At 63.7% G+C, this 17,186-nt stretch carries 16 protein-coding genes; 7 read left to right on the top strand and 9 right to left on the bottom strand.

Annotated features, from left to right (window positions below; translation table 11 throughout):
• Positions 1-43: 43 nt before the first annotated feature.
• From cueR to AC2FNA_RS18610, 6 genes are all read right to left on the bottom strand, one after another.
• Positions 44-433, bottom strand: coding sequence for a Cu(I)-responsive transcriptional regulator (cueR, locus tag AC2FNA_RS18635; protein WP_234143077.1), 390 nt, complete (start codon positions 431-433; stop codon positions 44-46).
• A 10-nt stretch (positions 434-443) separates the two neighbouring features.
• Positions 444-2,930: a heavy metal translocating P-type ATPase gene (locus AC2FNA_RS18630; RefSeq protein ID WP_496829077.1), complete on the bottom strand. Its 2,487-nt coding sequence runs from the start codon at positions 2,928-2,930 to the stop codon at positions 444-446.
• Positions 2,931-3,010: 80 nt separating this feature from the next.
• The gene (locus AC2FNA_RS18625; protein WP_496829075.1) at positions 3,011-3,766 is read right to left on the bottom strand and encodes an SDR family NAD(P)-dependent oxidoreductase; all 756 of its coding nucleotides are present in this window, start codon (positions 3,764-3,766) and stop codon (positions 3,011-3,013) included.
• Complete coding sequence (locus tag AC2FNA_RS18620) at positions 3,763-4,689, bottom strand: SDR family oxidoreductase (protein WP_496829073.1); 927 nt, start codon at positions 4,687-4,689, stop codon at positions 3,763-3,765. The genes AC2FNA_RS18625 and AC2FNA_RS18620 overlap by 4 nt, the downstream gene beginning before the upstream one ends.
• Positions 4,686-5,588, bottom strand: coding sequence for a bile acid:sodium symporter family protein (locus AC2FNA_RS18615; protein WP_496829071.1), 903 nt, complete (start codon positions 5,586-5,588; stop codon positions 4,686-4,688). Before AC2FNA_RS18615 ends, AC2FNA_RS18620 begins: the two co-directional genes overlap by 4 nt.
• Positions 5,585-6,901 (bottom strand): flavin-containing monooxygenase, encoded by a 1,317-nt coding sequence (locus AC2FNA_RS18610; RefSeq protein ID WP_496829069.1) that lies wholly within the window; start codon positions 6,899-6,901, stop codon positions 5,585-5,587. The genes AC2FNA_RS18615 and AC2FNA_RS18610 overlap by 4 nt, the downstream gene beginning before the upstream one ends.
• Positions 6,902-6,968: 67 nt before the next feature.
• Here AC2FNA_RS18610 and AC2FNA_RS18605 point away from each other — a divergent pair, with 67 nt between their 5' ends.
• Positions 6,969-7,631: a TetR/AcrR family transcriptional regulator gene (locus AC2FNA_RS18605; RefSeq protein WP_496829067.1), complete on the top strand. Its 663-nt coding sequence runs from the start codon at positions 6,969-6,971 to the stop codon at positions 7,629-7,631.
• 68 nt (positions 7,632-7,699) lie between these two features.
• Here the strand turns inward: AC2FNA_RS18605 and AC2FNA_RS18600 are convergent, their stop codons facing one another.
• Positions 7,700-9,148 (bottom strand): sulfatase family protein, encoded by a 1,449-nt coding sequence (locus AC2FNA_RS18600; protein WP_496829065.1) that lies wholly within the window; start codon positions 9,146-9,148, stop codon positions 7,700-7,702.
• 18 nt (positions 9,149-9,166) lie between these two features.
• Positions 9,167-10,729 carry an AMP-binding protein gene (locus AC2FNA_RS18595; RefSeq protein WP_496829063.1) on the bottom strand — a complete coding sequence of 521 codons (1,563 nt, stop codon included), beginning with the start codon at positions 10,727-10,729 and terminating at the stop codon, positions 9,167-9,169.
• A 325-nt stretch (positions 10,730-11,054) separates the two neighbouring features.
• On the opposite strand from AC2FNA_RS18595, the gene rpsA reads away from it, so the two are divergent.
• Positions 11,055-12,731, top strand: a complete 1,677-nt coding sequence (gene rpsA, locus AC2FNA_RS18590; protein ID WP_496829061.1) for a 30S ribosomal protein S1 — start codon at positions 11,055-11,057, stop codon at positions 12,729-12,731.
• Between the two features lie 85 nt (positions 12,732-12,816).
• Here the strand turns inward: rpsA and AC2FNA_RS18585 are convergent, their stop codons facing one another.
• Positions 12,817-13,728, bottom strand: coding sequence for a glutaminase (locus tag AC2FNA_RS18585; RefSeq protein ID WP_496829204.1), 912 nt, complete (start codon positions 13,726-13,728; stop codon positions 12,817-12,819).
• A gap of 360 nt (positions 13,729-14,088) precedes the next feature.
• On the opposite strand from AC2FNA_RS18585, the gene ihfB reads away from it, so the two are divergent.
• The 5 genes from ihfB (at position 14,089) to trpB (ending at position 17,044) form a co-directional block, all read left to right on the top strand.
• Positions 14,089-14,373, top strand: a complete 285-nt coding sequence (gene ihfB, locus AC2FNA_RS18580; protein WP_011046553.1) for an integration host factor subunit beta — start codon at positions 14,089-14,091, stop codon at positions 14,371-14,373.
• Positions 14,374-14,379: 6 nt separating this feature from the next.
• Entirely contained in the window at positions 14,380-14,733 is a 354-nt protein-coding gene (locus AC2FNA_RS18575) for a lipopolysaccharide assembly protein LapA domain-containing protein (protein ID WP_496829202.1), read from the top strand.
• 8 nt (positions 14,734-14,741) lie between these two features.
• Entirely contained in the window at positions 14,742-15,392 is a 651-nt protein-coding gene (locus AC2FNA_RS18570; RefSeq protein WP_496829059.1) for a phosphoribosylanthranilate isomerase, read from the top strand.
• Between the two features lie 140 nt (positions 15,393-15,532).
• Positions 15,533-15,688, top strand: a complete 156-nt coding sequence (locus tag AC2FNA_RS18565) for a hypothetical protein (RefSeq protein ID WP_496829057.1) — start codon at positions 15,533-15,535, stop codon at positions 15,686-15,688.
• A 105-nt stretch (positions 15,689-15,793) separates the two neighbouring features.
• Entirely contained in the window at positions 15,794-17,044 is a 1,251-nt protein-coding gene (gene trpB, locus AC2FNA_RS18560) for a tryptophan synthase subunit beta (RefSeq protein ID WP_234143089.1), read from the top strand.
• Positions 17,045-17,186: the final 142 nt, after the last annotated feature.

Genomic DNA, 17,186 nt, shown 5'->3' with positions numbered 1-17,186 from the left:
ACAGAGACAAAGCAAAGCTTGTGGCAAAGGGCAAGCCCGCGCGTCAGTCCGTCCCGCCCAGATCACGCAGGATCGGGCAATCGGGCCGGTTGTCGCCCGCGCAGGCATCGACCAGTTCTGTCAGGGTGTCGCGCATGGCGATCAGGTCGGTGATCTTGGTCTCGATCCGGGCCAGATGATCGCGGGCCACCTGTTTGACATCGGCGCTGGCGCGGCTCTGATCCTCGTAGAGCGCCAGCAGGGTGCGGCAGTCCTCGATGGTAAAGCCCAGCGCCCGGGCCCTGCCCAGAAAGGTCAGCTTGTGCAGGTCCTGTTCCCGAAACCGGCGATAGCCGTTCAGGTCGCGCTGGGGCGTGATCAGGCCGATATCCTCGTAATAGCGGATGGTCTTGGCGGGCAGGCCGGTGCGGTTGGCGACATCTCCGATATTCATGCCGGTCTCCTTACTCTGCCGGGGCGGGGGCGACCGCCGGGGGTGGGTTGGTCGCCTGTCGCGAAGCGGGCAGGGCGGCCCGCACCCGCCGCAGGCGCAGGGCGTTGGTGACGACAAAGACGCTCGACAAGGCCATCGCGCCCGCCGCCAGCACCGGCGACAGCATCGGCCCGCCAAACGGATAGAGCACGCCCGCCGCCACTGGGATAAGCAGCACGTTATAGCCAAAGGCCCAGCCCAGGTTCTGGCGGATGTTGCGCATGGTGGCGCGGCTCACCTCCAGCGCATTGGCCACGCCGCGCAGATCGCCCGACATCAGCACCACATCGGCCGCCTCGATGGCCACATCGGTGCCGGTGCCGACCGCGATGCCAGTATCGGCATGGGCCAATGCGGGGGCGTCGTTGATGCCGTCGCCGACAAAGGCCAGCGCGCCATGCTCCGTCCGCAGCGCATCCAGCGCCGCGACCTTGCCCTCGGGCATCACCTCGGCGGTGACCGCGTCGATGCTCAGTTTCGCCGCCAGCGCCTGTGCCGTGCGGGTGTTGTCGCCTGTGATCATGGCCACGCTCAGCCCCATCTGGTGGAACCGCTCGATGGCCTCGACCGTGCCGGGTTTCACCGGGTCCGAGACCGCCAGAACCGCCGCCGCACGGCCCCCGACCGACGCATAAAGCGGCGTCTTGCCCTCTGCGGCCCAGCCCGCCCCGATTTCGGCCAGCGAGCCCAGGTCGATACCTTCGCGGACGAACAGCCGGTCGGCGCCGACCAACACGTCCTGGCCCTCGACCGTGGCGCGGGCACCCAGCCCGGTCAGGCTCTGGAACCCGTCCACCGTAGGCACGTTGCCCTTGGCCGCGCGGGCAATGGCCGAGGCAATCGGGTGTTCCGATTGCGCCTCGACGGCTGCCGCCAGCCGCAATACGCCATCACGGTCAAACCCTTCGGCGGGGCTCAGATCGGTCAGTTCCGGCCGCCCCAGCGTCAGCGTGCCGGTCTTGTCGAAGGCAATCACCTTTGCCTCTTGCAGACGTTGCAGCGCGTCCCCCTTGCGAAACAGCACGCCCAGTTCGGCGGCACGTCCGGTTCCCACCATGATCGAGGTCGGCGTGGCCAGACCCATGGCACAGGGGCAGGCGATGATCAGCACCGCCACACCCGCGACCAAGGCGTGACCCAGCGCGGGCGATGGGCCAAAGGTCAGCCAGACCAGCACCGTCAGCGCCGCGACTCCCATCACGATGGGCACGAACCAGAGGGTGATCCGGTCCACCACCGACTGGATCGGCAGCTTGGCGCCCTGTGCCTGTTCCACCATGCGGATGATCTGGGCCAGAACCGTGTCGGCGCCCACCTTTTCGGCGCGCGCGCGCAGGGCGCCTGCGCCGTTCACGGTGCCGCCCACCAGCGTGTCGCCGGCGGATTTGGTTACCGGCACCGGCTCGCCGGTGATCATGCTCTCGTCCACATGGCTCTGCCCGTCCAGCACCACCGCGTCTGCCGGGATGCGGTCGCCGGGACGGATCAGCAGCGTGTCGCCGGGCTGGATATCGGCGATAGCCACCTCGACCGGCTGGCCATTGCGCTCGATCCGGGCATGGCGGGGTTGCAGGCCGACCAGCGCCTCGATGGCGGCACCGGTGCGCCCGCGCGCCCGCGCCTCCAGCCAGCGGCCCAGCAGGATCAGCGCGACGATGACGGCGGCGGCTTCGTAATAGACATTGGCGGTGCCGGCGGGCAGCAGGCCGGGGGCGAAGGTTGCCACGAGAGAGAATCCATAGGCGGCACCAGTTCCCATTGTGACCAGCGCATTCATGTCGGGGGCACCGCGCAGCAGGGCCGGGAAACCCTTGGCATAGAACACTCGACCGGGGCCGAGCAGCAATACCGTGGTGAGCGCAAACAGGATAAGATAACTGGCCTGTTGGCCGATGGTCGCCATGATCCAGTGATGCAGGGCCGGGATCATGTGCCCGCCCATCTCGATCAGGAAGACAGGCAGCGCCAGCAGGATGGCCAGCAGGGTCTGCCGTTTGAGCATCGCAGCCTCGTCCGAGGGCTCCTCGCCCCCGTCCTCGGCGCCTCCCTCGGGGCGGGCAGCATAGCCCGCAGCGGTCGAGACCGCCGCCAGCGCCACCGGATCGGTGCTGCCGGTGACATAGCTGACCCGCGCGGTACGGGTGGCCAGATTGACCTGCGCCGCAACCACGCCGGGCGTGGCGTTCAGCGCCCGTTCGACCCGGCCCACACAAGAGGCGCAGCTGAGCCCTTCGACCGTCAACGTGGTTTCCGACACCTCGGCCGGATAGCCCGCATCCGCCGCCGCCTGGGTCAGCGCGGCGACCGGGCTGTCATGGTGGACCTGCGCCGTCCTGGTGGCAAAGTTGACCGAGGCCCCGGCAACCCCCGGAACCGCCAACAAGGCGCGTTCCACCCGGCCCACACAGCCGGCGCAGCTCAAGCCCGTGATCTTCAGCGATGTGGTTTGTGCTGACATGCGACTCGTCCTTGTTCTATGATCACCCCTCAGATGGAGCTTCCAGTCACAGGAAGGTCAAGAGGGTGCCCGGAAAATTCTCAGCCACGTCCGATTTTACTTTCCATCAGCCGTTGATAGAGGCCCGGCGACAGCCGGTTGATCCACCAGGCCAGCCGTGCCACCCGGCCCACCGGGATCATGTCTTGGCCCCGGTCGAGGCCGCGCAAAATGGTCGCCGCCGCCGCCTCGGGCGTCATGTAGTCCATCCCGTCCGTGGCCGAGCCGGGCCGGGCGATGCCGTCGGGCTGCGCCTGCGCATTGCCCAGATTGGTGGCGACAAAGGACGGCGCCGCGATTTGCACCCGCACCCCATGCGCGCGCTCCTCGGACCGCAACGATTTGAAAAACCCCTCCAGAGCGTGTTTGGACGCGGCATAGGATGTGCGGCTGTATAGCGGCGCGAACCCCGCCACCGAGGAAATCGCCAGATGGGTGCCGCGCGCCTGCCGCACGGGCGACAGCAAGGCGCGGGCCATGTTCACGGCAGCGAAATAGTTGATCTCGAACACCCGGCGATGGCTGGCCTCGTCACTGTCTGCAAACAGGCCGATCTGGGTGATGCCGGCATTATAGACGGCAAGGTCCACCCCTTGCGGCCCGCTGGCAAGGGCGCAGGCCGCGGCCAGCTGGCCGGGATCGGTGAGGTCGCATTGAATGACGCGCTGGGTCTCGCCAGCCTCGATGGTCGAGATATCGCGATCGAGCAGCGTTACATGCCACCCGCGCGCTTGCAGCGTATCCGACAGCGCCCGGCCCAACCCGCCAGCCCCCCCTGAGATCACCGCCCGCTTCACAACCCCACCTCGCGCCGCCAGAGGTCGAAGACCTCGGCGCTGGTCAGCTCGGGTGTATAGCCGAACACCTGTTTCAGCGCGTCATTGGCCAGCACCGGGCGATATTGCAGGAACCGCACCTGTTCGGGCCCATAGCGCGACAGACCCAGCGGCCGCGCGAGCGCGAGCGCCGCCTTCAACGCCAGTGCAGGCAAGCGCAGCACCGGCTTGCCCAGGGCGTGTGCAAGGTCCGAAACCCCCATCACCCCATCGCCCGCCACGTTGAATATGCCCGCTGGCCCATCTCCCGCTGCCCGCGCCAGAATACGGGCCAGATCGCGGGTCCAGATAAAGACAAACGGGCTTTCCGATCCGCGCACCGCCAGCAGGCGGGGTTTGTGAAAGAGGGCGGTAATCTGGTTCTCGGTGCCCGCGCCCAGAACCGTTCCCACCCGCAGCACCACCTGTTCCAGCTCGGGCGCGCTCTGGCGCGCCTGGGCCAGCATCTCCTCGACCTGGCGTTTGTGATCGGCATAGGCAAACTCGGGATTGCCGCGCAGCGGATCGCTTTCGCGCAGGGGCACCGGGTTGTCGGCGTGATAGCCATAGGCCGCCCCCGAGGATGTCACCACCAGTCGCCGCACCCCATGCGCCAGAGAGGCTTCCAGCACCGCCCGCGTGCCGCCGACGTCGACGCGATGGGCGACCTCGCGCGCCACACCGGGTGACACGATAGAGGCGAGGTGAATGACCACATCCGGCTGAACCTTGGCAATAACCCGGTCAGGGTCATCGCCCGTCACATCCATCTTGAAATAGGGCATACCCTCGGGCAGCGGATCGGGTCGCGCAAGGTCAGTGGCAAAGACCTGCTGGCCGGACAGTTCGGCCAACAACGCCTGTCCCACCATGCCCGCCGCACCGGTGATCAGGATGCGGCTCATCGTCTGGCCTCGGTCCGCGACATCAGCATGGCCAGCCCAAGGCCCGAGATCGCGTGCCAGATCCCCCAGAACGCCGCCGCCACCGCCATACCGCCCAGCCCATGGAAAAAGGCAAAGATCAGCACAAGGCCAAGGCCCGAGTTCTGGATGCCGGTTTCGATCGTCACCGCGCGCCGGTCGTAAGGGGACAGCCGGGTCAGAGTGGCCACAACCCAGCCGCCCCCCAGAGCCAGGGCATTGTGAAGGATCACAAGCCCGGCGACAGCTCCGGCGAAACTCAGGAAGTACCCCCAATTTGCAGCCAGAGCGAGTATGATGAACGCGATGAAGATGCCCATCGACAAGAGTTGCAGTGGCCGCCGCAACCGCGCTGTCAGGGCAGGGCGGCGCATGTTCAGCGCCACGCCCAGGATCAGTGGCAGGATCAGCATCAACCCGACCGTGATGGCGATCTGCACAGGGTCGATACGGGTCTCTTGCAGGATGGCGCGGGTGGGGGGATACAGGCTCCCCCACAGCGCGATATTGGCGGGCGTCATCACGATGGCGCCCACGGTGGCAAAGGCGGTCATCGACACCGACAGCGCCGCGTTGCCGCCGGCCCGATGGGTGATGAAGTTCGAGATATTGCCGCCCGGACAGGCCGCCACCAGAATGAGGCCCAGCGCAATCGACGGGTGCGGCGCGGTCAGCCAGACTAGCGCGAAGGTCAGCACCGGCAGCACCACGAATTGCGAGAAGAGCCCCACCAGCACCGGTTTCGGTCCGTGCGACAAGCGGCGGAAATCCTCGACCGTCAGGTCAATGGCGATGGAGAACATCACCACCGCAAGGATTGCGTTCAGCAGCATCAGCGAGGCGGGCGAAAAGTTCAGCAGGATATCGTCTATGCCGGTCATGCTCGCGTGTCCTTCAGCCGTTTGATCCATCCGGTCACCGCGCCGCGATAGGTGGCCTTGTCCACGTAATAGGCCATGCGCGCCAGCTTGAGGTAGTTCATGCCGCCGGTCGCCCGTTCAAAGCCTGCCGATTTCTCAGCCTTCAACTCTGCCGCCGCCTTGTTGCCCGTGCGCAGGCCCGTGATATAGCGCGCCACCATCTCGGCTTGTTCATGGCGGCCCTGCCAGCCCAGACCGCTGGCCTCGATCATCCCCAGCACAAAGAGGTCGTCGCGCTCGGGATGCAGCGCGTTCAGGTACAGATGCGGCGCATCGCCCAGCCAGTTCAGCTGGTCGCGGTCGATGAATGGATAAAACAGCTTGTAGCCGGTGGCGGCGAGGATCATGTCATACTCCTCGCTCGAACCATCGGCAAAGATCACCCGGATTCCGTCAAAACGGTCGATATCGGGACGGATGCGCAAATCGCCATGGCCCGCGTGATAGAGAACCAGCGAATTGACCACCGGGTGGCTTTCATACAGCTGGTAGTCGGGCTTGGGGAATCCGTATTTCTGCGGATCGCCCACGAACCATTTCAGGATCATCCCGTCGACCCGCCGTTTCAGCCACATCGGCAGCTTGATCATGCCGCCCAGCGTATCGGCCGGTTTGCCAAAGACGTATTTCGGGACAAAGTAGTATCCGCGCCGCATCGACAGGTCGCACATCACCCCGTGATGGATCGCATCCACCGCGATGTCGCAGCCGGAATTGCCCGCCCCCACGATCAGCACCCGCTTGCCATCGAATTGCGAGGGGTGGCGGTAGGCCGAGGAATGAATCAGTTCGCCGTCAAATGTTCCCTTGAATTCCGGCATGTTGGGCTCGGATAATGTGCCATTGGCGATCATCACCCCGGCATAGGTTTCCGTGTGCTCCCCCTCTGCGTCGCGCCACGTGACACGCCATCCTTCGCCCGGCCCGCCCAGCGGCTCACACCGCAGCACCTCGGCCCCGAAACGGTAATGTTCGCGCAGCCCAAAGCGGTCGGCGAAGGCGTTGAAGTACCGCTTCAGCTCTCGGTGCGAGGGGTATTCGGCGACCGCGTCCTCCATCGGGAAATCGGTGAACTCGGTCATCCGCTTGGAGGAGATCAGATGCGCGCTGTCGTACATGGTCGAGCGCGGGCCATCGATGTCCCACAGCCCGCCCACATCCGAATGCAGCTCGAACCCGTCAAAGGCGATGCCCTGTTCCAGCATCACCTTGGCCATGGCCAGCCCCATCGGACCTGCCCCGATCAGGGCAAATCTGTCGCGCGTTTCTGTCATCGCTGTTCTCCCGTTGCTTTTAGATTGAACGATCGTTCAAAATAAGGCAAGATAATTTGCAAAAGGGATGTTTGTTTTGGAGAAACAACGGCAACGGGCGCCCTCGGCGCGGTCCTTGCAGACCCGGGCCCGTATTCTGGATGCGGCAGAGCAGTTGTTTGCCGCGCGCGGATTCGAGGGCGCCTCGATTCGCGACATAGCCAAGGCGGCGGGGGTGCAGGGCGGGCTGGTGGCCCATCATGGCGGCAGCAAGGAAGAGCTGTTTCACCTTGTCGTCTCGCGCCGCGCGGGAGAGTTGTCGCGCATCCGGATCGAGGCGCTGGAGACGGCGCGCGGGCGCGGCCCGCTCGATCTGGCGTGCATCCTCGATTGCTTCATCCGGCCCTATGTGACGCTGGCACAGGAGGGCGGGCCGCAATGGGTGGCCTATGGGCGGCTGCTGGCGCATGTCTCGGCCGATCGGCGCTGGAGCGCGCTGGCGGCAGAGTGTTTCGACCCCACCGCGCAGCGCTTCATTGCAGAGATCGCCGCCCTCTACCCGGATGCGGCGCCGAGGCAGGCGGCGATGGGGCAGATCTATGCGGTCTCGGCGATGCTGGCTCATGTCTATTCCGCCTGGCGTCTGGACACGCTCAGCCCCGACGCGGAGGAGGCGGGCGCGGATCAGCTGATCGCGTTTGCCACGGCTGGCATTCACGCGGTCATGTCCGGGCGCGCGCCGGAAAAATGACATTTTTCCGGGCCGTTTTCCGGCGCGGAAAACGGCCGCCTGCCGTCAGCGCGCGCGTCGTTGCGATGTCAGAGTGCTTCGCCTTCTTGCGGGACCGGTGTGTGGTTGAAACTATAGCCGGTGCGGCAAGCCTCTTCCCCGCCCAGCTCTGCGATCCGCCTTTTCTGATCGGCAAAGGCGCGGGCATTCACCGTCTCAGGGTTGCAGATGGCCCGCAGGCGGTGCTCGCCTTCGGCCAGCAGCGCGCGCAGGTCGGGATCTCCCTCGGCGCGCGGGGCTAGATCGGTCAGTTCCTGCGGGTCGCGCTCCAGATCGAAGAGTTGCGGTGCCTCCCCGACGTAGTGGACATATTTCCAGCGGCCCCAGCGCAGCATAAACGTGCCGGTGCGCGAACCGCCGTCATGATATTCGCTGAACCCGGCCCGGTCGGGATCATCGGGTGCAGAGGCAATACTGCGCAGTGACAGGCCGGGGAGGTCCTCGCGCGCCGCCACTCCGCAGACCTCGCGCGCGGTGGCGGCAATGTCGGTAAGGCTGGTGCAGGTCGATACGCGTTGCCCCGCAGGGATGCCCGGCCCGGCGGCAATCATAGGCACGCCGGCGCTGGCCTCGTACATCACCTGCTTGGTCCAGAAACCCTGATCGCCCATCATGTCTCCATGGTCGGAAACATAGAGGACCACGGTGTTGTCGGCCTGTCCGCCCGCCTCAAGCGCCGCCAGCACCCGGCCAACGCAATCATCCATGAAGGAGGTCAGCCCGTAATAGGCGGCCTTGGCCTCGCGCATCTTCAGCGCGTCGAAATAGGCGTCATAGTTGAAGAAACCGCCGATATTGCGCAATTCGGCATGATCCGGCAGGCCCTGGCCATAGCCCACCGGCAGGTCCATGTGGTCTGGATCATAGAGCGCAAACCATTCCTCTGGGCAGGTCAGCGGGTAATGCGGGCTGACCAGCGATACGAAGGCGGCCCAGGGATGCTCTTGGCGGGCCGGGTCGGCCAGCCAGGCCTCGGCCGCGGCGGTGATGGCGCGGTCATAGTCGGTATAGCTGCTGGCACCCACCCCGACATCCGCCGCCAGTTCGGCGGCGGCCTCATAGGCGGGCGGGTTCTTGCGCAGCAGGCCCACGGTCCAGCCGATGCCACCCACCACATGCATCGGCAGGATCTCCTGCGAGAACCCGTTGTCGTCCTCGGTGGCGCGGAAATGCAGCTTGCCGATGGAGACGACCTCGCGCCCGGCATCGCGCAGATCATGCATCCAGCTGCGCGGCTGACCGGCATAGGGGGTGGCGCTGTCCCAATGGCCGGTCCTGTGGATCCAGTCGCCCGTGGCAAGCGCTGCCCGGGTCGGCACGCACATGGGCGAGGGGGTATAGGCGGCCTCGAACATCGTGCCGCGCGCGGCCAGCGTGTCCAGGTTGGGCGTCTTGACGATGGGATGCCCGGCGCATCCCATCGCGTCCTTGCGATGCTCGTCCGAGATGATCACCAGCAGATTGAGCAGCTCTGTCATGTTCGGCCCCTGGTACCATCAGGAGTTTGCTGTCTGTGCATCGCGCAGCAAGCGACGCAAGATCTTGCCCGAGGCAGATTTCGGGATCTCATCCACCACCTGTAACTGGCGCACCTGCTTGTAATGCGCCAGCCGGGTGTCGAGATAGGTCTGCACCTCGGCCAGGCTTGGCCCGGCCTGACCGGCCGCGGCGACGACAAAGGCCAGCGGCACCTCGCCCGCCTCGTCATCGGGGGCGCCGATCACCGCCGCATCCGCGATGGCAGGGTGGGTCAGCAGCGCCGCCTCGACCTCGGCCGGTGCGACCTGGAACCCCTTGTACTTGATCAACTCCTTCAAGCGGTCGGTGATATAAAGGAATCCGTCCTCGTCGAAATGGGCGATGTCGCCGGTGCGCAACCAACCGCCCTCGACGATGGTGGCGCGGGTGGCGGCCTCGTTGTTGAGATATCCCTTCATTACCTGCGGACCCCGTATCCACAATTCTCCATCCTCGCCCTGCGGCAGGTCGGCGCCGGTCTCGGGGTCGACGATGCGGCACTCGGTGTTCGATATCGCCACGCCCGAGGCGCCCGGCTTGCCCTCTCCACGTGGCGAGACATGACTGACCGGGCTTAGCTCGGTCATGCCATACCCTTGGTTCACTTTTGCACTGATGCGCCCCCCCAGAGCCTCGGCCACGTCGCGGCCCAGCGGGGCTGCGGCGCAGAACACCTGTTCGACGCAGGACAGGTCGTAATTGGCCACCACCGGATGCTTGGCCAGCGCAATGGCGACCGGTGGAACGATCCACAGCCGGGGCGTGCGGTACCGGGACACGCAGTCCAGATACTGCTCCAGATCGAAGCGCGGCAGTGTCACAAGACCGCCACCGCCGGTCAGGTATATGTTCATCAGCACCTGCAAGCCGTAGATATGGAAGAACGGCAGAAAGGCGGTGGTCATCTCGCCCGGGTTCAGGTCGGCAGGCAGCAGCGTCTGGTCGATATTCACCACGAGGTTGCGATGGGTCAGCATCACCCCCTTGGGCATACCGGTGGTGCCCGAGGAATAGGGCAGCACCACCACATGCTCGGCCACGTCGACGGGCACCTGTTGCTCAATCGGTGTGCCCATCAGCGCGCCGAATGACAGCATGCCCTCTGGCGCGTCTCCGACCACCACGATCCGGTCGACATCGGTGCCCTCGATTGCAGCGCGGGCAGTGTCCAGAAAAGCCGGAATGGTCACCAGAACCTGCGCCCCGGCGTCTTTTAGCTGATGATGTACTTCGGGCGCGGTATAGGTCGGGTTGATCGTGGTGATGGTGCCGCCGGCCCAGGCGACGCCGTGAAAGGCGATGCAATATTCCGGCAGGTTCGGCAGCATCAGCCCGACGCAAGTGCCCGCACCCATCCCGCGCTCGGTCAGGCCCCCGGCCAGGGCCTTGACTGCGTGGATGAATTGAGCGCCGCTATAGCTGCGCCCGCTGGGTCCATCGATCAGGATGGTCATCTTTGGGTCGATCCCCTCGAACACCCGTTCGGTGACGGTCTTGTCGCTCAGGGCGACATCCTCGAATCTGCTCTTGATAATGGTCATTTGAAATTCTCCCCCTGAAGCCGGGCGCTGCCCGGTCAGATCATGCTAGAGGCAGGCAGGTTATTTCCAAAGGAATAACACGGGGTGCCCGGCAAACGATCTTGCGCTTCGTTGCCGAACCTCCTATAGAGCGCACGTCGATAAGGCGATTTGAGCCATAAAATAATGAGACGAGCAGGGTCGGGAGCATCCGGCCCTCTTTGTTTTGTGGTAACAAGACCGGATCGTCTGACCAATCCGTGCCGCCCCGGCGGACATCAAACAAGACCGGCGGAGACAACCGCTCGGCCAGCAAAAACCGAACTGAAAAGGAAATCAACGCCGCATGGCTAACGCATCCATGGAGGAATTCGAAGCCCTCCTTAACGAAAGCTTCGAAATGGACACCCCCGAAGAGGGATCGGTTGTCAAAGGCAAGGTCATCGCGATCGAAGCGGGCCAGGCCATCATCGACGTCGGCTACAAGATGGAAGGCCGCGTCGAGCTGAAAGAATTCGCAAATCCCGGCGAAGCGCCTGAGATCTCGATCGGCGACGAGGTAGAAGTCTACCTGCGTGCCGCCGAGAACGCCCGTGGCGAAGCTGTCATCTCGCGCGAGATGGCCCGCCGCGAAGAGGCCTGGGACCGTCTGGAAAAAGCCTATGCCGACGACCAGCGCGTCGAAGGCGCGATCTTTGGTCGCGTCAAGGGTGGCTTTACCGTCGATCTGGGCGGTGCTGTGGCCTTCCTGCCCGGCAGCCAGGTCGACGTGCGCCCCGTGCGCGATGCTGGCCCGCTGATGGGTCTGAAACAGCCATTCCAGATCCTGAAAATGGACCGTCGCCGTGGCAACATCGTCGTGTCGCGCCGCGCCATCCTGGAAGAAAGCCGCGCCGAACAGCGCGCCGAAGTCATCGGCAACCTGACCGAAGGTCAGACCGTCGACGGCGTGGTCAAGAACATCACCGAATACGGTGCATTTGTTGACCTGGGCGGTGTGGACGGCCTGCTGCACGTCACCGACATGGCATGGCGTCGCGTCAACCATCCCAACGAGATCCTGAACATCGGCGAGACCGTCAAGGTCCAGGTGATCAAGATCAACAAGGACACCCACCGTATCAGCCTGGGCATGAAGCAGCTCCAGGAAGATCCGTGGGATCTGGTCGGTGCCAAGTATCCGCTGGAATCGGTGCATACCGGCCGCGTGACCAACATCACCGACTACGGCGCATTCGTCGAGCTGGAGCCGGGCGTCGAAGGCCTGGTGCACGTCTCGGAAATGTCCTGGACCAAGAAGAACGTTCACCCCGGCAAGATCGTTTCGACCAGCCAGGAAGTGGAAGTCATGGTTCTGGAGATCGACAGCGCCAAGCGTCGCGTGTCGCTGGGCCTGAAACAGACCATGCGCAACCCTTGGGAAGTCTTTGCCGAGACTCATCCCGAGGGCACCGTGGTCGAGGGCGAGGTCAAGAACATCACCGAATTCGGTCTGTTCATCGGCCTTCCGGGCGACATCGACGGCATGGTTCACCTGTCCGACCTGTCCTGGGACGAGCGCGGCGAAGACGCGATCCAGAACTATCGCAAGGGTGACGTGGTCAAGGCCGTCGTCTCCGAAGTCGATATCGACAAGGAACGCATCTCGCTGTCGATCAAATCGGTGGGCGGCGACAAGTTCGCCGAGGCCGTGGGCGGCGTGAAGCGTGGCTCGGTCATCACCGTGAATGTCACCGCGATCGAGGATGGCGGCATCGAGGTGGAATACGAAGGCATGAAATCCTTCATCCGCCGTTCGGACCTGTCGCGCGACCGCGCCGAACAGCGCCCCGAGCGCTTCTCGGTCGGTGACAAGGTGGATGTCCGCGTCACCAACGTCGACAGCAAGACCCGTCGTCTGGGCCTGTCGATCAAGGCACGCGAGATTGCCGAAGAGAAAGAGGCCGTGGAACAGTACGGCTCGTCCGACTCGGGTGCATCGCTGGGCGATATCCTGGGCGCGGCGCTGAAGGGCGACAACTAAGTCCTTCGCCGGCCTAAAGACAACAAAGAGCCCCGCAGGAGCGATCCTGCGGGGCTTTTCCGTTCTGACAGGGGCCTGATGTGGTCTATCCGAAAATCGACCAGCCCGTTGCCCGTGCCAGCTGTTCGACCGCCAGCGTGCCAAGAGCGGAATTGCCATGTGGGTTCAGCCCGGGCGACCAGACCGCGATCGAGGCCCGGCCAGGCGCGATGACCAGAATGCCACCGCCGACCCCACTCTTGCCGGGCAGACCGACGCGATAGGCGAAATCTCCCGACCCGTCATAGTGGCCGCAGGTCAGCATTAGAGCATTGATCCGGCGCACACTGGCGCGCGAGATCAGTGAAGGCGCGGTTTGGCCCCCGACGAGGAACCGGCCAGCCATAGCCAGTTGGCGCGCTGTCATTTCTATCGCGCATTGGTGGAAGTAGGTGCCGCAGGTCAGTTCCGGGCTGTTTACGAAATTGCCATGCGCCGCAAGGAAATGCGCCAGCGCCATGTTGCGGTGGCCGTGATCGGTTTCAGAGCGCGCCACAGACTCGTCGATATGGATGTTCTCATCATCCGCGGCGGCCCGCACGAAACGCAGGATTTCGCCCAGAACCTCTCGGGGTTGATGGCCCGCAAGAATTGCGTCGGTAACCACTAGCGCGCCTGCGTTGATAAACGGGTTGCGAGGTATGCCGCTCTCGTGTTCGAGTTGCAGGATCGAATTGAAGGGCTGCCCGGACGGCTCCCGACCGACCCGCTGCCAAAGCCTGTCTCCCAGTCGACCAAGGGCCAGGGCCAGGGTGAAGACCTTGGAAACCGACTGAATGGAGAACGGCGTATCCGCATGTCCCGCGGCAAAGCAGCGGCCGTCGGCCAGGGCCAGCGCGATGCCGAACTGGCCAGGGTCAACCGAGGCAAGTTCGGGGATGTAATCGGCGACACGGCCCTTGTCGGCGATGGCGAGCATCCCTGCCTCGATCCCCTCGAGAAGGGTGTTGTAGTCCATATCGTCGATATCTCCTCGCGCGTGGTTGGAAAGGCTCATACCTCTATCCTTGCCAGCTGGCAAAACCGAACTTGGTGCAGTGGCCTGGTTGAACGGGCCGACCTGTCGCTGGTGCGGAGTGCTGCGAATCAAGAGGCTTTGCATGCGCAGCAATCGGTCTTGGCAAGGCTCCGGCAGGGGGTCTCGTCCCGGAATCCGGGCCCATCGCCCTGCTGAATGACAGCTCTGTTGACGGTTAATTGTGGGCAAATGGCGAAATATGGCTTGGCCGCAATCGGTAACCTGTTTCCGCAGAAGGGTTTTCTGCCTATAGTCCCTGACATAAGAATGACGACCTTTGGCGTTGGGAGGGCCAGGCGCATGATCCGTTCGGAACTGATCCAGAAGATTGCCGATGAAAATCCGCACCTCTATCAGCGGGATGTCGAGCGGATCGTGAACACAGTGTTCGAAGAAGTCACCGATGCCATGGCACGCGGGGACCGGGTCGAACTGCGCGGCTTCGGCGCTTTCTCGGTCAAGAAGCGGGACGCGCGCATTGGTCGCAATCCCAGAACCGGCGATACAGTCCATGTAGAGGAAAAGCACGTGCCGTTCTTCAAGACCGGCAAGCTGCTGAGGGATCGCCTGAACGGAAAAGCCTGACCCATGATGCGCTATATTCGCTACGCCTTTCTTGCAACGCTTGGGATCGTGCTGGTTTCGGTGTCGCTGGCCAATCGCCAGATGGTGACGCTGAGCCTGCTGCCCGAAGACCTGGCCCATCTGCTGGGGGTCAACTTCTCGTTGACGCTGCCGCTGTTTCTGGTGGTGCTGGGGGGGATCGCGGCGGGCGTGGTGATAGGTTTCGTCTGGGAATGGCTGCGCGAGCACAAGCATCGCCGCACGGCGGATGTAAAGCACCGCGAGGTGCGTAAGCTCGAGCGTGAAGTCAAGTCGCTCAAGAAGAAGCAGAACGAGGGTAAGGACGAGGTCCTGGCGATTCTCGATGATGCCGCTGCCTGATCGCTGAAATGGGTGACGACATTCGCGTCAAGATTTGCGGGCTGACCGATCCAGAACAGCTGCGTGTCGCCGTTGAGGCGGGGGCGCGATACGTCGGCTTCGTGTTCTTTGCAAGATCACCCAGGCACCTGCCGGTGGACCGAGCGGTTGAACTGGCGGTGTCGGTCCCAGTTGGGGTGGCCAAGGTGGCATTGGTGGTGAATCCAACCGATGCGGACCTGGACGCCATCACCGCCGCCGTTCCGCTCGACATGCTTCAGCTTCACGGCAAGGAAAGTCCTGCGCGCGTGACCGAGGTGAAGGCACGCTATGGTCTGCCAGTCATGAAGGCGATCGGGGTGGCCGAGGCAGCCGATCTGGCGCAGATCGACCTCTATTCCGATGTGGCGGACCAGTTGCTGATAGACGCCAAGCCGCCGTCAGGTGCGGACCTGCCCGGTGGCAACGGGCTGGCCTTTGACTGGCGGCTGCTGGCGGGGCGGAAGTATTGGCGCAAGCCCTGGATGCTGGCAGGCGGGTTGACGCCTGACAATGTGGGCGAGGCGATCCGTCTGACCGGGGCGCGGCAGGTCGATGTCTCGTCGGGCGTCGAATCCGCGCCGGGGGTCAAGGATGCCGGGCTGATCCGAGGTTTTCTTGCGGCTGCTCGGGCGCAGTAACCCATTCTTTACCAGGTCTTGCGCAGTATGGCGTTATGAATCTCGCCCTCCCACCCTAGAGCCCTGAGCAATGGTTCGATCATTTGTTTACCGCAAAATCCGCCCGTTCCGGCGGTGTGGTGCGCCGCAAGGTGCGGGATATGGAACGGATGGTGGGGCGGGAGGCGTTCCTGGCGGAGATCCGACGCCGTGGTTTCACTGCTGTCGAGAATGCGGGGCAGGTGATCGTGTTCTGCAACGCCGAACCCGTTCGCCTGATCACGGCGCGGGCACAAACTTTCTCTGAAAGTTTGTGATCAAATCCTGAGCAGGATTTGGTGTCAGACTTTCGCGAAAGTCTGACCGCTTTACCTTTCAGCGTTGTACCGCTAGTGCTGGTCCGCGATATCAGGGAGCACGCCATGGCCAACGACCTTTTCAATTCCTTCATGTCCGGGCCTGACGAACAGGGCCGTTTCGGAATCTTCGGGGGGCGTTTTGTCAGCGAGACGTTGATGCCACTGATCCTGTCGTTGGAAGAGGAATATGAGAAGGCCAAGATAGACCCGAGCTTCTGGGCGGAAATGAACGATCTCTGGGCAAACTATGTGGGCCGCCCGTCGCCGCTCTACTTTGCCGAACGGCTGACCCAAGAGCTGGGCGGTGCCAAGGTCTATATGAAACGGGACGAACTGAACCACACCGGTGCGCACAAGATCAACAATGTGCTGGGCCAGATCATCCTGGCGCGCCGAATGGGCAAGACTCGGATCATCGCCGAAACCGGCGCTGGGCAGCATGGTGTTGCGACCGCGACGGTCTGCGCCAAGTTCGGCCTGAAATGCGTGGTCTACATGGGCGCCCATGATGTGCGCCGCCAGGCGCCCAACGTGTTCCGCATGCGCTTGCTGGGGGCTGAGGTTATTCCGGTCACCTCAGGCCGTGGTACGCTAAAGGATGCGATGAATGACGCGCTGCGCGACTGGGTGACCAATGTGCGCGACACCTTCTACTGTATCGGTACGGTGGCGGGACCGCACCCCTATCCGGCGATGGTGCGCGATTTCCAGTCGATCATCGGCAAGGAAGCCAAGGAACAGATGATGAAGGCAGAGGGCCGTCTGCCCGATACCATCATCGCCGCCATCGGTGGCGGCTCCAACGCCATGGGTCTGTTCTACCCCTTCCTCGATGACAAGAGCGTCAACATCATCGGGGTCGAGGCCGGTGGCAAGGGCGTCAACGAGAAGATGGAGCATTGCGCCTCGCTGACCGGTGGCCGCCCCGGTGTGCTGCATGGCAACCGCACCTATCTGCTTCAGGACGACGACGGCCAGATCCTCGAAGGTTATTCGATCTCGGCGGGTCTTGATTATCCCGGTATCGGGCCAGAGCATTCCTGGCTCCATGAGGTCGGGCGCGCCAAATATGTCTCGATCACCGACAAGGAGGCGCTGGAAGCGTTCCAGCTTTGCTGCGCGACCGAGGGGATCATCCCGGCGCTCGAACCCAGCCACGCGCTGGCCCACGTGATGAAGATCGCGCCGGACCTGCCCAAGGATCACATCATCTGCATGAACATGTGTGGCCGGGGTGACAAAGACATCTTTACGGTGGCCAAGTTCCTGGGTTTTGACATGTCCGATACCGAAGGGCGTGACGCAGAGGACTGAGTCGATTGTTCCGGGTTGCGCCGGCTCAAGGGTTCAGACCCATTCGGAATAAACCAAAGATGGATGAAAGCGGCTCTCGAGGCCGCTGTTCTGCTTTTCGGGATGAGGTGACTTTCGAGCGTATTGCCCGCAACATTCTGAA

The sequence above is a fragment of the Ruegeria sp. YKSD163 genome (assembly GCF_059612905.1).
The sequence above is the reverse complement of the archived record's forward strand: the minus strand, read 5'-3'. Positions and strand labels throughout refer to the sequence as shown.